The sequence below is a fragment of the Acinetobacter sp. EKM10A genome (genome assembly GCF_011075215.1).
Lineage (GTDB): Bacteria > Pseudomonadota > Gammaproteobacteria > Pseudomonadales > Moraxellaceae > Acinetobacter > Acinetobacter baumannii.
Genome location: NZ_JAALLK010000001.1, coordinates 260362 through 276163, shown reverse-complemented (window position 1 = coordinate 276163; position 15802 = coordinate 260362). Strand labels below are relative to the sequence as shown.

Here is a 15802-nt window from a genome sequence, read left to right as displayed (position 1 = left end):
GTTAATCATGCGATTTAAAAAAATTTCTTGTCTACTTTTATCCCCGCTTTTTATTTTTAGTACCTCAATTTATGCGGGCAATACCCCAAAAGACCAAGAAATTAAAAAACTGGTAGATCAAAATTTTAAACCATTATTAGAAAAATATGATGTGCCGGGTATGGCTGTGGGTGTTATTCAAAATAATAAAAAGTATGAAATGTATTATGGTCTTCAATCTGTTCAAGATAAAAAAGCCGTAAATAGCAGTACTATTTTTGAGCTAGGTTCTGTCAGTAAATTATTTACCGCGACAGCAGGTGGATATGCAAAAAATAAAGGAAAAATCTCTTTTGACGATACGCCTGGTAAATATTGGAAAGTGCTAAAAAATACACCGATTGACCAAGTTAACTTACTTCAACTCGCGACGTATACAAGTGGTAACCTTGCCTTGCAGTTTCCAGATGAAGTACAAACAGACCAACAAGTTTTAACTTTTTTCAAAGACTGGAAACCTAAAAACCCAATCGGTGAATACAGACAATATTCAAATCCAAGTATTGGCCTATTTGGAAAGGTTGTAGCTTTGTCTATGAATAAACCTTTCGATCAAGTCTTAGAAAAAACAATTTTTCCGGCCCTTGGCTTAAAACATAGCTATGTAAATGTACCTAAGACCCAAATGCAAAACTATGCTTTTGGCTATAACCAAGAAAATCAGCCGATTCGAGTTAACCCCGGCCCACTCGATGCCCCAGCATACGGCGTCAAATCCACCTTACCGGATATGTTGAGTTTTATTCATGCCAACCTTAACCCACAGAAATATCCGACAGATATTCAACGGGCAATTAATGAAACACATCAAGGTCGCTATCAAGTAAATACCATGTATCAAGCGCTTGGTTGGGAAGAGTTTTCTTATCCGGCAACGTTACAAACTTTATTAGACAGTAATTCAGAACAGATTGTGATGAAACCTAATAAAGTGACTGCTATTTCAAAAGAGCCTTCAGTTAAGATGTACCATAAAACTGGCTCAACTAACGGTTTCGGAACATATATAGTGTTTATTCCTAAAGAAAATATTGGTTTAGTCATGTTAACCAATAAACGTATTCCAAATGAAGAGCGCATTAAGGCAGCTTATGCTGTGCTGAGTGCAATAAAGAAATAATTTTTCCCTAAAATAAAAAAAGCGAAATAGTCATCATCTATTTCTCTCTTTTTATAGGTATATGGTTTAAAAGAACCAAACATATCCTAAGCTTGATTTCATCCAATCTAGTTGATTTTGTTTTTCATAATCCCAATTAAAGCGAATGGCATTATTACTATTAATGGCATATTGCCACTGTGTATTTAGCCGTAAGTTCCATTGGTTTTGGTCTTCCCAATATGGCAGCTCAACTTGTACCACAGTGTTAAATTTTTCAAACCACTGATTCATACATCCTAATGTCGGCCCTACTCCCACACGCCAGCCTTTATCTAAATTTGAACCCGCTTGGACATAAGTTTGTACCTGCCCATAGCAAATATGTTTGCGCTCATAATCTGCAAGACTGTAACCAACCTGAGCATTAAAACTCGCGACGCCATGCTGCTTTTCATCACTATAAACGCCGTCATGAACCGCTTCCTGACGCCAGCCTAAGTTAAATCCCCAAGTCAGCGGAGTTTTAAATGGTTGAATCGGGTTATAAGAGTTCACTTCTAACAGATCAAGACGTTCTAGTTTTAAATGATCATCTCGCCACTGTGCATTACCATTTAAAAATAATAATTGAGTACCGGCACGGTATCCGCCCTGTGGATCTATTAAGTCATGATAAGCCTGCCTATGACCTATCTCGATAAACTTGTCACCTTGCACCTCGCCCAGTTTTAGCGAGACATTACGTGCATTATGGCCTTGAGTCGGCTCGGTTGATGGTCTTTTAGGTTCTTGGCGCTGTTTGTCTAAATCAATCTGACTTCGTAGTGCTAAAAGCTGTCTAAGCTGTGGCTGAGCAAAGCTTTCTTCAACTTTGCGACCAATAAACTGTAGATATAAATCATCATAAGCCATCTCAAGAATTTTGGCCTGATCTGATGGGCTAAATGATTTAAGTGTTTCCGAAGATTCTTTAATTGGCTTCATTGCTAACTGATGAGCAACTTTAGCTAAAGATGCGCCATGCTGGTGAGCTTGGGCCAATAATTGAGTTTCTAAAGCAGGTCGATACACAGGAGCTTTGGTGAGTCCTTGTTGTTGCATCGCTTTAATGGTTTCCATTGGAATAGAAGCGTAGTTAAACTTTTCTTGTAGATGAGATTCAGGTTTAACTAAATCGACTAAGCCCAATAACCGATATGCACAGTTATCACTCACAAAGTAATAAGGGAAGCTTACATGTTGCATTTCCCAAATATGACTCACCAAAAACCGCGTTTCTTCTGGAGATAGATTTAACTCATATTCCCACAAATCACGGCTCTCAAAATCACCATATTCTTTTACCTTACGATAGTAAGGCATAAGTGAGTATTCACCCGGATATTGCCCTGTTAAGCCTTTCCATGCATATGACCAGTTGTCATTGCCTGCCACAGTTGCTGCATAGTTTACGGCATAAGAAACGAGGTTTAACTGCTGTTGATCTTTAGGATCTAGACGCAATAAGGTATGCCCAAACATTGAGCTTGGATTACCCATAAAATCTGTGGCGTAAATTAGGGTCGCTTTGTAAGGCTTAATCTGCCCAATCCAGTTTTCAAATTCTGAACATTTTACTTGTGGCAATTCATTTTCTTGAATGTCTAATTGCTGTATAAGCCACTGACTGCGTGCCGGAAATTTACAGCGAATTGACTGGTTATCTTGCGTAGGTATAAATAATGCCGAGATGTCTGCTTTCAGTTCTTCTTTTAAATTATTTTTTCCATTTTCTGATAGAAAATAGCCAGCATAAGTGACCTCACTTTTCTGGTTTTTATTGGCATACATGAGCCTTTGCCATGTAATGTCTTGGTCTAATTTTTTTTGTTCTGCAATGGACCAGTAGTTTTGAATAGATGGATTTGTTTCTGCTGAATACGCAATATTTACTGCCAAAGAGGCAAAAATTAAAACAACCGATTTCATTAAGCTCATCAATTTTTATCATTAAATATAAGAAAAACCCTGCCAAATGACAGGGTTTTCAATTTCAAACTTATACGTAAGCTTTTAAAACTTCGTCTTTAGCCATTACGTTTTGTAATGATGCTAATACTTGAAGTGTGTTTTGGTTGTTTGTTGAATAGATTTCACCAAAGTTTGCTTTTGAAACTTTGAAGAAACGGTCTTTATCTTGTGGTTTGATTTGCATTAACTCAGCAAGCACATTCAGGCTTTCACCTTGGCCTACAGCCATGTCACGCGCTAAAGCTTCTGCATTTTCATTTGTGAAAGTAACAACTTGTGCTGTAACTGTTCCACCTTGACGGCAACCTAAAGTACCGAAAGTAATACCTAATAATTGGTTAGTAAAAATACCGTTTGTTGTTGCAGCAAGAATTTTAGGCACCACTCCTTTTTGGCCAGCCCATACTTGCGTACCCACACCACAACCTACATCGTTATCAGCCATAGCAACACTTGAACCAGCTGCTAACAAAGCAGCTAAAGCTAATTTTTTTAACATAGATGTATATCTCCAAAATCATTATTGATTGTTTCTTATGTATTGTTATGTGTAATTCTTATTACACGATATTAAAGATAGCGATAAGCCAATCATTTAGCAATTAAAAAATAAATAATATGATAAAAAGTGTAAAAGAAAAATTTATCTTAAATTCCAATTACCTTGATTATCTCGATGACCTAATATTTTAAGTACTAACACTAAACTCAAAAGCAATAATAAATACCATGATCCAAGTTTACCCCACCCCACCATATGCCAAGCCTCTACCTGACTTGGATAAAGCCAAATTTTATAAAAGGTACTAATATTTTCAGCAATCCAGATCAGAAAAGCGAGTGTAAACAATACAGGCAACATCGGGATTTTAAATTTATGCTCATTTAAGTGGAAATAAAGTTTTGTTTTCCAAAAAATAAAAACACTGATGGCAAATAAAATATAGCGAATATCGGGTACAAAAAATTTACTCATAAAGTTTATATATGAGAAAAATGCCAGTAAAAGCATACTTCCAAAACTCGGAAGTTTTTCAAATGAAACTTGTAGTAGACGTATTGAGCGTGCAAAAAAACTACCTACGGCAGAGTACATAAAGCCTGCAAATAAAGGCACAGTCAAAATTTTAAATACCGCAGGCTGCGGATATTGCCATGAAGCAATCGCAGGATGAGTCAAGAATATTTCCATGGCCATCGCCATGACATGAAATAAAGCAATAACTTTGGCTTCTGCCCATGATTCAAGTTTTAAATATAAGAGACATATCTGAATAATCAGTGCATATATGAGTAAATAATCATAACGATAAAAACCCATATATTCATGGCTTCCCATCGACGCAGTTAGGGCAAAAGCGATGAGAAGCAAAATACCAAACAAGGCTGCCGAAACAGCCTTGCCAATAAATTGAAGAGGTAAAAACAGATATTGCACAAAAAACTATCCTAGATATTTAGCACTATACTCATGTACTGTATCTACAAAGATTTTTGGCTGCGCCGGATCTACCCATTGGGTAATTCCGTGCCCTAAGTTAGCAACGTAACCGGTCTTCTCACCGTTTGCATAAGCATCATCTAACATTGCTTTTACAGCTTTTTCAATTGAAGCCGCCGAACCATATAAAACAGCCGGGTCAAGGTTCCCTTGTAGGGCAACACGACCTGCCACCGTGGTTCGAGCCGTATTTAATGGTGTCGTCCAGTCCAGCCCTAATGCATCGGCACCTGTCGTGATCATTGGTTCTAACCATTGACCGCCACCTTTAGTGAACACAATCACTGGAATACGGCGTCCATCTTTTTCACGTTGTAAGCCCGCGATAATCTTCTTCATATAGTTAAGAGAGAACTCTACATATTCACGGTGTGCTAAAGCCCCACCCCAACTATCAAAGATTTGAATTGCCTGAGCGCCTGCATCAATTTGCGCATTTAAGTAGTCAATGACTGAATCTGCTAAATGGTCGAGCAACGCATGCAAAACTTCCGGCTGCGCATACATCATTTGCTTGGTAAAACGGAACTCTTTGCTTGAACCGCCTTCAACCATATAAGTCGCCAGTGTCCAAGGACTACCCGAAAAACCAATCAGTGGAACTTGTCCACCTAAAGCAGAACGAATCGTACTTACTGCGTTCATCACATAATCAAGATCGGCTTTAGCATTAAGCTTAGGTAAGTTAGCCACATCTTGTTCAGTACGTACCGTTTTATGAAACTTCGGACCTTCTCCAGTTTCAAAATATAGTCCAAGCCCTAATGCGTCTGGAATAGTTAAAATATCTGAAAATAAAATTGCTGCGTCTAAATCGTAGCGACGCAAAGGCTGTAAAGTCACTTCACAAGCAAACTCTGTATTTTTGCATAAAGATAGAAAGTCACCAGCTTTTGAGCGTGTTTCCCGATATTCAGGCAAATAACGTCCTGCTTGGCGCATCATCCATATTGGAGTGGTATCTACAGGCTCACGTAATAAAGCACGTAAGAAACGATCATTTTTAAGTGTCGTCATTGCCGATCTCTATCTTTTTCATGTGGCAGCATCATAACAAAAGGTGAGTGTTTTTATAATTTCAATTTCACACAAAAAACTTGCCAATCTACTAAAAAATGCATATTTACACAAAAGTCTACTGCAAGAAGAAACGTTTTCTGCAATACTTGCAGCATGTTACATCGGGTTTATTTATATCCCTTCGAGTCTCAAATAAGCCAATATTAAATTCATAAGAATGAATGATTGGTGAATTTATGGCCTAAAGGATCTGATTTTCCCTATTGCTTATATGAAAATTCTTAAGGTTGAATTACATGTTTGTTCGCTCATTACTCGCTATGAGTTTAAGTTGTATTATTGCTAATGTTGCTTTGGCTGCGTCAACAACTGAGCAACCACTGAACCCTAATAAAGTATCTGCTCCTGTAGAAGATCCGATCGATCCGCTTGCTGTAGATGCTGCTTCAACTGTAAAAGCTCAAGCTCAGACTCAGATTACTGCACAAGAACAAAATGACCTAAATAGAGCGTCAACAACATTACAAAATTTACAAAAAGCTGAAGACCAAAATGCTGATTCAGGTATTGCCGCTTCAACGCCAGTAGCTACGGCTAAAACCACAACAGCTACTGCGTCTACAGCAACTTCTGCGCCAGCGGTTACATGGACATTAGATAGCTTAAACAACGCTGAGTGGTATGAAAATATTGGCAAAGGCCAACTTCCAGTTTATGCACGCGCTCACGTTATGCTTAATAATGCACATGCTTCACCGGGTGCTATCGATGGCATGAGCGGTAAAAATACATTAAAAGCAATTGCATCTTTCCAGCAAATGAATGGTTTATCTCCTACTGGCGAGTTAACTAAAGAAACTTGGGATGCGCTTGTTGCTAAACAAAACAAACCAGCATTTATTGAATACACCATTACCGATGCCGATTTAAAAGGTCCTTACGCACAATCAATTCCTTCTGACTATGCTTTACAAGCAAAAATGAAAGGTTTGTACTACACACGCGTAAGTGAAATGTTGGGCGAGAAGTTTCATATTGATGAAGCCTTCTTAAAGAAAATTAACCCGACTGCGACATTCAAAAAAGTTGGTGAAAAAATCATTGTTCCAAATGTACGCAATGACTTACCAGAAGATATTCACTTGATTATTGCGCATAAAGGTGCAAAACAGTTGTATCTGTTTAACAGCCGTAATCAAATGATTGCGTCATTTCCTGCAACAATTGGCAGTACTGATACGCCATCTCCGACCGGTACTTACAAGGTAGTAGGTGTAGCACGTAACCCTTGGTACAGCTACTCTCCTTCTAACTTTGTACAAGGCAATAACTTAAAACCGCTTTCATTACCACCAGGTCCAAATGCTCCTGTAGGTAATATCTGGATTGGTTTAAGCAAAAAATCATTTGGTATTCACGGTACACCAAACCCGTCTTTAATTTCTAAAACTGCATCACACGGTTGTATCCGTTTAACGAACTGGGATGCTAACGATTTAGGTAATAAAGTACGTTCAGGCGTAACTGTTAAATTCTTAGAATAATCCTCTTAATTAAAAAAGCCTGCTTTATGCAGGCTTTTTTATTAAATTTTTTAGCATAGCCCCGTAGAATATGTAGTTATTGTTTTGGCTATAAAAATAAAACCAGCCTAGGTTTACTAATTACACAGCAATTTTTGTATTTAGAATATTTAACATGGTTTGCATTTTAGCTTCTGTTTCCAGCCATTCAGCTTCAGCATCTGACCCTTCAACAATCCCCGCACCAGCATATAAGCGCATTTTATTTTCACTGAGTAGACCACATCGAATCGTCACTACCCACTCACCATTACCCTCCGCATCCATCCAGCCGACTAACCCCGTGTAATAATGTCGGTCATAACCTTCATGATCTAAAATAAACTGCTTAGCAACATGAGTTGGTGAGCCACAGACTGCTGGGGTTGGATGTAATTCTAATGCAAGGTTTAAGGCATCGGGAGCCTGTTGTTTAAGCACACCTTGGAATTCTGATGATAAATGCAACATTGTTGATGTTTCTAAAATATCTGGAAATTCAGAAACCTTAAGCTCTACACAATGAGTGGCTAAATTTCTAATAATATTTTCAACCACAATTCGATGTTCATGTTGATCTTTCTCAGAATGATTTAATTCTTGTTGGCTGACGAAATTTTTTTCAGAAATCTGAGATTTAGGACGAGAACCGGCCAAAGGATTACTGGTTACAATACGCCCTTGTTTTGACAAAAGCAGTTCAGGACTTGCGCCTAGAATATAATTATTATGTTCGACTGGAATCACAAAATTATAAGCATTTGGATTTTGCTTTAATAAAGCAGCCAATAAATTTTCAGGCTCTTGATGACGGTTAAACTCATATTCAACAGCCTGAGAGAGAACAACTTTTTCTACCTTCTTTTTCTCAAAAGCATCTAAAGCTAGCTGTACTGTACCTTCAAATTTTTGTCGTTGAATGAGTAATGACTTATTAATTATCTCAATATTATTACGATTTTTTAATGAGTTAATCGTAGAAGATGCTTGTGTTATTTTTTTATGATCAGCATAAAAATTTAAGCTACTTTTCTTTGTAATATCAAAAGGTATAGCACCAATTAAAACTGGATTTTGATGGCCTTGCTTTTTAATTTCTTCAAAACATTTTGCAATCTCATCATTAAATAGTGCCGTATTTGCTGCAGGTGTATTTACCGTTTTAATAAATTCGCTCACCTCAAGATAATAATTCTTCGTAGAAAAACATGAAAATTTCTTTTGACCGATATGATCTAAATTTTGCTCTACTGATATTTGAGTCTGCATCATCTGTATATCACCTCTCACATTGATTTTTTTCAAGCAAATTCTGTAGTACTTCTTTTTAAATATAAGGATATAAAAATACTGAAACACACATTAATGCAAATGATTATTATTATCAATAACAAATTTAGTTTTCAATGCAAGAAATTGTAATTATCTCATTATTTGTATGAAAAAAATAAACTTTAACCTCTAGAGTTATCTCGATTAAACTTTCTTGTCTAAGGTAAAAATAAAGAAACGCGCCATCTAGCGCTTTAAATTTTATATTCTTAAAATCAATAATTTGCTTATATTTTAAATAAAATGCCTTAATGATACTTTCTTTAGCGGAGAATATTATCAAATATAAATATGCTTGATCTTTTAGTAGCTTTTCAATTTCTTCTTGCTCGTTTTTATTGAGAAAAACATCATAAAATTCATCTTTTTTTTGAAAAAAAATATGATGTTTTTGAGACTCTATATCGATTCCAAATATTTTTTCTTTAAGCGTGTTATTTCTAACATATGCGATGGCATGACATGATTTTTTTGATCCAACATGACTAATCCCACCCATCATTCCTTCGGGCCATAGGGGTTCCCCATGTCTACCTTGATAGACAATAGAATCTTGTAAGTTAAGGCTTTGTAATGCATATTTTGCTGCTAAGCGTCCCGTCAAGAACTCTAATTGACGAATAAAGCGTGAGCTTTTTATATTCGGTGGAAGAAATATATTCAGCTCCTGATAGATATGATCAAGCTGAGGTATTTCTTTGATTTGGCTGAGCTGGACTTTATGTATATCTAACCCGAAAGCTGTTAGCTTTTCATATTGAATATTTATTTCATCCAGACATGAATTAGCCCCTCTACTTAGCTGCTTCTTCGTATTCATAGCATGGACTTTATTCAATATTCACGGTCAATGTTTCAACGATGGCAGCAATGTTTTCAAGCATCTTCACTCGAGTTTCGGGATTGAGAAAGTAGAAATGGTCCCCTTCAAACTCAATGCTTCCTAACCAATTTTCTGTGTGTTGTTGCCATGCATCCATCATTCTTTTGTTAGGAATATCAGGGTCCTGTTTGCCATAAAATGCAACGATCGGAACCTCAGTCTTATGAATCTTCTCGCCAAGTAATTGATCACTAAGATAGAAATCATTACGAATGATTTTGAGAAAGAATGTGAGTGCATCCTGATTATTTAAAATTTCGTCAGGAAAATTATTGTATCGCTTTAATTCATCAATAATTTTTTCATCAGTTAGCTCATGCTTGTACCGCATATGTTGAATATAGTGATGCTCAGGTCGGCTACTTATAACAATTAATCTCAACTGATCAATTATGGGTTTTTCATTCAAATAATTGAGTACTTTCCAAATCAAGCCACCTCCCACACTATGTCCAAATAAAATAAATGGCTTGTCTGAGTAAGCTTGTATTTCATTGGCAATTTGCATAGCCAATAGATCAGGATCATCAATCAATGGTTCATTTATTTTTATGCTATGCCCCGAATATTCAATAGGAATAATACGAATATTGTCAGAAATCTGCTTTTTCCATGGATGATAAATACTCGCGCTACTCCCCGCAGGCGGTAAACAGAACATATTATATTGATGTTTATTCACTTAAGAATTCTCCAAATATTAAGCATTTTTCTTTTATAAAAAATGCTTAAATCAGGTTTCTGCTCTATTTTTTAAACAGAAGTTGAAGCTAAATTGATAGTTTGAGTCGGTTGCCAAATGGCTGAGTCACGATGCGTCACAAAAATAACCGTAGAAGAAAGAGCACGTATCGTTGTAACAATTTCCTGCTCAGTCTCTTCATCCAAGGCAGAGGTTGCTTCATCAAGTATTAAAATCGGCGCATTTTTGAGTAATGCTCGGGCAATTGCGACCCGCTGACGTTCACCACCGGACAATGCAGTGCCTTGTTTACCCACCGATTGATTAATTCCTTCTGAACTACGGTCAATCATTGCCCCTAATGCGGCATCTCTTGCAGCCTTTTCTATTTCATCATCAGTTGCATCAGGTTTACCTAAACGGATATTTTCAGCCAGTGTACTTGTGAACAAAATAGGTTCTTGTGTGACATAAGCGATATTCGAGACCAAATCTTCATATTTCATTTGATCAAGAGCTATGCCACCAAGGGTAATTTTTCCTCTTTGTGGATCATCAAACCGTGTAAGCAATTCAAGTAAAGTACTCTTACCACTACCACTTGGTCCGGTAACCCATACTCTGCTCCCCAATGCGATATCGAGAGATATATTTTCAAGTGCTGGCGCATAGCTAACGCCTTGTACCGAAATATGATGGCCAGTAGGAATTTGAGGGTGTAATGGCTCAGGCAACTCAGGTGGATGGGTGATCTGATTAAAGTTGCGTAGTGCAGCAAATAAATCATTGATATGCAACCCTGCGGTAGCAAGTTCACCTAACGGCGCTGCTGCACGTCCAATTAAGACGAGTAATGCCAATACCAAAGCAGCATGATTGACTCCAGCGATCACCAGATATGTTGCCATCCCAGCAATGGGTAAAACACTTGCCAAGGTCGCAACAAAACTTGCAAATGCAGCAGCACGGTTGATCCGTACTAATGTCTCTTCTTGCTCTTCCCAACGATGTTCCAGCCTTTGAACCGCACGTTCTGGTCCCGCGGCTGTGCGTAATAACTCAACATGATCAACCAATTCCAACGTTGCTTGTGAAGCAGCTAAATCGGCAGTATTACGTTTTTTATCAATATGCATGAGTGCACGTTGTGCTAGGAATTGAGCAAATAAAGAGAGTAAAAGTAAGCCTAAAGCGACAAATGCTACGCCTGCTCCGGCAAGCAGGCCTATTCCTATTGTGAGAAATAAAGGCATAAAAGGCGCATGTAAAAAGGTTTGCAATTGATGAGCAGGAATACTCATAAACCCAGGAATTCCCTGTCCAGCAATTGTCTTAATCTGAGCACGCTGTTCATTGGTAAACCAAGAGAGCTTGGCACGAGCTAAAGATTTGCCTAACTCAGCAAATAGGTCTCCTGCTAAACGCACACCAGTAAGGAAGCCAGCACGAGTGACTATAACTGTCACTAATATTGCTGCAATTGCACTGATGAGAACCCAGCTTGGTGACCATTGATTGACAATTGCAAATGCCAATACGGTATATGCGATTGCTTCAATTGCTGCAACAATGATCCATCCAATACCAACAATAATTAATTTTTGTTTGGCCGCACGAGGAAGCATCGAAAAAATCTGATCTTTATTTAATTTAGCAGCAGTATTCATAAAGATTTCCCTGAGTCAGTTGGGCCGTTAAGCACTAACCTGTTGTCGGCATGAGCAGCTAAGGCAAGATCATGAGTGACCATGACGATGGTTTTATTCTGGTTTTTAGCTAAGTCGCTTAACTCCAATATTATTTTTGTCGCATTGGTCTGGTCGAGTGCGCTCGTTGGCTCGTCTAATAAAATAATAGGAGCTGAGGATAAAAACGCACGCGCTATTCCTATGCGCTGTTTTTCACCGCCTGAAAGTAAAGTTGCATCTGCATTTAAATCTACTTTTAGTTGGGCCTTGAGTAATGCCTGCTCAAGTTGTGCATCATTTGCATTAATGGCAGATAAGGACAAGTTTTCTCTTACTGTGGTCGGTAATACATCTCCACCTTGTGGAATAAACAAAACCTTTTCATGTCTTAGTTTTTCATGTAATTGCAAAATATCTGTTTTTGCTAATTGAACAACACCTTCTTGCAATACGGCTAATCCAGCAAGTGCTCGCAGTAAGGTTGTTTTTCCAACTCCACTTGGCCCTGTAATTGCAGTCATTGAATTTTTTGGAAATGAATAACTTAATCGATCCAATACTTTTTGATTTTCAATTGCAAAGCTTGCATTCACTATTTCAAGTGTTACATCTTGCTCAATCTTTTGTAGATTGCCCGATGAAATTACTGGCTCTTTTAAGAAAGCAGATAAACGAGTAGCTGCAGCTCGCCCAGCAGCAACATAATCAAGACCATGCCCTAAACGTAGTGAAGGTGTTACGATGGCTAAACTAAAGAAAAGTGTTGCAGCCAAGGTCATGCTGTCGTATTGATAAGCCACGAGATAGGCTATGGCAAAGGTTGCAACAGCTTGTAGTAAGGCAGTGGCAACAGCAGCAAGTGTTGCGACTTTACTCACCCAAGACACCATATTTTGAGTGAAATTTTGTGCTGATTGAGTATAGGCTGTTAAAGCGCCAGATTGTTGCCCATATATTCGATTATCACGAATGCCGCGCGCATAGTCATCCGCAGAACCAATAATATCTAACATAACCTGCATACGTGCAGCGCCATCCCGTTTTGATACATGGGGAACAATAATTAAATAATAGAGTGAAGCAATTGCCCCAGGTAATAATACCCAAAGGGCCATCGGACCAACCAAAGCAATTAATAAAACAATAGAAACTAAAGGGATTACAGCAAAAATTGCAATTTCCGACGGTAAATGCGCCACCATATGATGTAAGGTTGCGATATCGTCTGAAACCAGTCGTTTTAGGTTTTGGTCACCCTGTTTTGATAGGGTTGTGTTAGGTAACCGAATTAAATGATGAGCAATTTGACGACGTAATCGTGCCGAAAATCCCGCCTCTGCATCATGCACTAACCATGAAGCCAGTGCTGCCAGAGCCGCCCCGACTATCCAAAAAACCGCTGAAAAGATCACCCAATAAGAAGATAAATAACCAATCAACTGAATCATGCCCCACAAGGCAGTTAAAATGGCTAAACCAGAAAATACGGCAGCAAGCGTTCCTGCAAATAATTTAGGAAATGCTGGCTTGAGTGCAGGTGCCAAGGAAGAGTCTGTCATCAGATGAGATAACTTTAAATCAGACATGCTTATCTCTCTTTATATTCATAGAAAAAGCGGTACTTAAAATAAAATCTCGCTTCAATTGACCAGCAAGAATTGCCTTTTTCGGCTTTAAAAAAGCATGAATAAGAAAATCATATAAAAAGTATTTTTTTAAAAACTTTAATTGCATCAAAAACTTCCTAACCACCCTATCAAAATATTTTTAGATCATTTTCTAGACTGTAAAAATTAATATGGATTTGTCTAAATCATCTTGGTTGATATGACTAAAAACCAACTGTACGTTTAGAGGCACCTTGTAAATCAAAAATAACGTCGTCAATTAAGCTATCAATCTGACGTGTATCTCGGTGATGTGCCGTAGTAATTAAATGAGCCATATTTCCAGAGGTTGCCAGATAATGCTTTTTCCAGATGTGCTCAGAAGGACACGGAAATACCACAGTGATTGAATTCGGATTCCGCCAAGCAGGAATGCCCACTGCCTGAAAGCGATCAACCGCGTACTGGGCCATTTTTAGACAATGTTGAATTCTCTGACGTCTTTGTAAATTGGTTTGGCTACGTATTGCCGCCCACATCAACAAGACCGTATGGCCATTGCGAGAACCGCTAATGGTTTGATCACGTGTAGAGATATAGTCAACATCTACCGATATACGCTCTACATTTTGGCGTTTGGCCACAACAATGCCACACGGAATCGGTGAGCCAATCATTTTATGACCAGACACACAAATCGAGTCGATGCCATGAGCAAAAGAAAATGCTTGAGGATGATCAACAAAAGGTAAAATCATGCCACTCAAGGCAGCGTCGGCATGAATATAATAATCTCGGCGCATGATTCCGATTTGCGCTAAGCGCTCTTGAATCATTTCAATATCATCAATTGCGCCCGTCATGGTCGTACCAATATTTGCAAAAATAATGGGGTGACTTTCTTTATTGGTTTTTATTTTATGGATTAAATCATCATAGTCGATTTCACCATTATCTAATGATTCGATCACACAAGATTTCATCTGCAATAATTTGGCGATTTTTCTCACCGAATAATGCGTATCTTTTGAGTAATATAATGTGGAATCAGGAAATAGCTCACGCGCCAGATAGCAGCCAAACATATTACCTTCTGTGCCACCATTGGTTACGTATCCCCAGCTTTCTTCAAAGGGAATTTGAAAAATTTCAGCAAAATACGCCATCACATCTTTTTCAAAATCAAAAGAATTCAATGCGTAATTACTATAGTCTTTCCAATCACCACAATTATTAATAGAGAATTTGAAAAAACGGAATAAAGCGGAATAATCAAAATCTGCAGATTCAGGATATCCAATATTGAAGTATTGATGTTTTAAACAATAATTCCAGAACGTCTCTATTCTCTCTTGATCAGCAGGCGATAAAATCATTTTTTGCTCCGTTAATATGACGATTACAAGTCGTCTAAGGAGTCGCTATCAAAGATATAAATTTTATGTATAAATTTAGCGACCAGGATTTGTCGTATGCCTTATGATGGCAACCCTCTACCCTGCAATCCTTTGCCGTGCATCAACCAATGACCACCAATTTGATAAAGTGGGTGTGCGTCCTAATTCTTCAAAACTAATATTGATTCCCTGCGCTTTGAGTTCCGAAGAAAACTGCATAATTCGTAATGAGTCCAATCCATAAAGAATCAGGTTCTCTTCTGGATCTAATTCATCTTCTTCAATAAGCTGCTGGACCTTTTGCTCTAACCAAGGTCGTGTAATGCCTGTTGCCACTTGCCACACTACAGATTCGGTATCCACGACTTGACCACAACGTGAAGATACATATTTCAAAGCTAAGCGGTGTTCTTCTTCTGAAAAATCGGCAACTGCATCGCCAACAAAAAAGGGTTGTATGTCACTCATAAAAGCTTCAATTGCCGTAACCATACACCCGATATGGGCATAGACACCGCCAATAATGAGCTGATCACGATTCCAGTTTTGCATTCTTTCAAGCAAATCCGAACGTTTAAACGCGCTATAACGCCATTTCGTTAAGACAATGTCATGTTCAGCAGGAGAAAGTTGATCAATAATTTTTTGCTGATCGATTGTTGAGGCTGGCAAACCTGGCCCCCACATCGCATTCAGTAATGCGCGATCTTCCGCTGGTTGTTCATAAGGCTGTGCTGTATAGACAACAGGAACATTATTCTGATGTGCCCAACTTCTGAGTTGAACTAAATGATTAACAACCGTTTTAATTAATTCACTTTCAGCATCGTAAAAATTTAAAAAGTAGCGCTGCATATCATGAATTAACAAAACTGCTCGAGAAGGATCTAACTGCCAGTCTGTTTTGTTCTTTGGATAACTCTCTCTTTCGGGCATGAGATAAGTAGAAATTTTTGAAATAGCCATATGCTGCTCAATA

Annotated in this window: 14 protein-coding genes; 2 read left to right on the top strand and 12 right to left on the bottom strand. The window is 38.1% G+C overall.

Annotation, left to right across the window (positions count from 1 at the left end; all coding sequences use genetic code 11):
- Positions 1-7: 7 nt before the first annotated feature.
- Positions 8-1159 carry an extended-spectrum class C beta-lactamase ADC-80 gene (locus G9371_RS01260; protein WP_029424536.1) on the top strand — a complete coding sequence of 384 codons (1152 nt, stop codon included), beginning with the start codon at positions 8-10 and terminating at the stop codon, positions 1157-1159.
- A 66-nt stretch (positions 1160-1225) separates the two neighbouring features.
- Here the strand turns inward: G9371_RS01260 and G9371_RS01255 are convergent, their stop codons facing one another.
- The 4 genes from G9371_RS01255 to hemE all read right to left on the bottom strand — a co-directional run bounded on the left by G9371_RS01255 (position 1226) and on the right by hemE (position 5669).
- Positions 1226-3118 (bottom strand): DUF4105 domain-containing protein, encoded by a 1893-nt coding sequence (locus G9371_RS01255; protein WP_029424537.1) that lies wholly within the window; start codon positions 3116-3118, stop codon positions 1226-1228.
- Positions 3119-3179: 61 nt separating this feature from the next.
- A complete protein-coding gene (locus tag G9371_RS01250; protein WP_000914200.1) occupies positions 3180-3650 on the bottom strand; it encodes a DUF3015 family protein in 471 nt (156 codons plus the stop codon).
- Between the two features lie 144 nt (positions 3651-3794).
- On the bottom strand, positions 3795-4589 hold the full coding sequence (locus G9371_RS01245; protein WP_029424538.1) for a DUF817 family protein: 795 nt from the start codon (positions 4587-4589) through the stop codon (positions 3795-3797).
- A 6-nt stretch (positions 4590-4595) separates the two neighbouring features.
- Positions 4596-5669 carry a uroporphyrinogen decarboxylase gene (gene hemE / locus G9371_RS01240; RefSeq protein ID WP_000209397.1) on the bottom strand — a complete coding sequence of 358 codons (1074 nt, stop codon included), beginning with the start codon at positions 5667-5669 and terminating at the stop codon, positions 4596-4598.
- A 299-nt stretch (positions 5670-5968) separates the two neighbouring features.
- Between hemE and G9371_RS01235 the strand changes: the two genes are divergently transcribed.
- Entirely contained in the window at positions 5969-7216 is a 1248-nt protein-coding gene (locus G9371_RS01235) for a L,D-transpeptidase family protein (RefSeq protein WP_000498089.1), read from the top strand.
- 120 nt (positions 7217-7336) lie between these two features.
- Here G9371_RS01235 and basJ read toward each other — a convergent pair whose 3' ends face one another.
- The 8 genes from basJ to basF form a co-directional block, all read right to left on the bottom strand.
- On the bottom strand, positions 7337-8506 hold the full coding sequence (gene basJ, locus G9371_RS01230; RefSeq protein WP_029424539.1) for an acinetobactin biosynthesis isochorismate synthase BasJ: 1170 nt from the start codon (positions 8504-8506) through the stop codon (positions 7337-7339).
- Positions 8507-8630: 124 nt separating this feature from the next.
- Complete coding sequence (basI, locus tag G9371_RS01225; RefSeq protein WP_029424540.1) at positions 8631-9386, bottom strand: acinetobactin biosynthesis phosphopantetheinyl transferase BasI; 756 nt, start codon at positions 9384-9386, stop codon at positions 8631-8633.
- Positions 9387-9396: 10 nt separating this feature from the next.
- On the bottom strand, positions 9397-10131 hold the full coding sequence (gene basH / locus G9371_RS01220) for an acinetobactin biosynthesis thioesterase BasH (protein ID WP_029424541.1): 735 nt from the start codon (positions 10129-10131) through the stop codon (positions 9397-9399).
- Between the two features lie 71 nt (positions 10132-10202).
- Complete coding sequence (gene barB / locus G9371_RS01215) at positions 10203-11798, bottom strand: acinetobactin export ABC transporter permease/ATP-binding subunit BarB (protein WP_029424542.1); 1596 nt, start codon at positions 11796-11798, stop codon at positions 10203-10205.
- On the bottom strand, positions 11795-13405 hold the full coding sequence (barA, locus tag G9371_RS01210; protein WP_029424543.1) for an acinetobactin export ABC transporter permease/ATP-binding subunit BarA: 1611 nt from the start codon (positions 13403-13405) through the stop codon (positions 11795-11797). Before barA ends, barB begins: the two co-directional genes overlap by 4 nt.
- Positions 13398-13553 carry a hypothetical protein gene (locus G9371_RS01205; RefSeq protein WP_001176134.1) on the bottom strand — a complete coding sequence of 52 codons (156 nt, stop codon included), beginning with the start codon at positions 13551-13553 and terminating at the stop codon, positions 13398-13400. The genes barA and G9371_RS01205 overlap by 8 nt, the downstream gene beginning before the upstream one ends.
- A gap of 97 nt (positions 13554-13650) precedes the next feature.
- A complete protein-coding gene (gene basG / locus G9371_RS01200; RefSeq protein ID WP_000603876.1) occupies positions 13651-14802 on the bottom strand; it encodes an acinetobactin biosynthesis histidine decarboxylase BasG in 1152 nt (383 codons plus the stop codon).
- Positions 14803-14919: 117 nt separating this feature from the next.
- Complete coding sequence (gene basF / locus G9371_RS01195) at positions 14920-15789, bottom strand: acinetobactin biosynthesis bifunctional isochorismatase/aryl carrier protein BasF (protein ID WP_029424544.1); 870 nt, start codon at positions 15787-15789, stop codon at positions 14920-14922.
- Positions 15790-15802 lie beyond the last annotated feature (13 nt).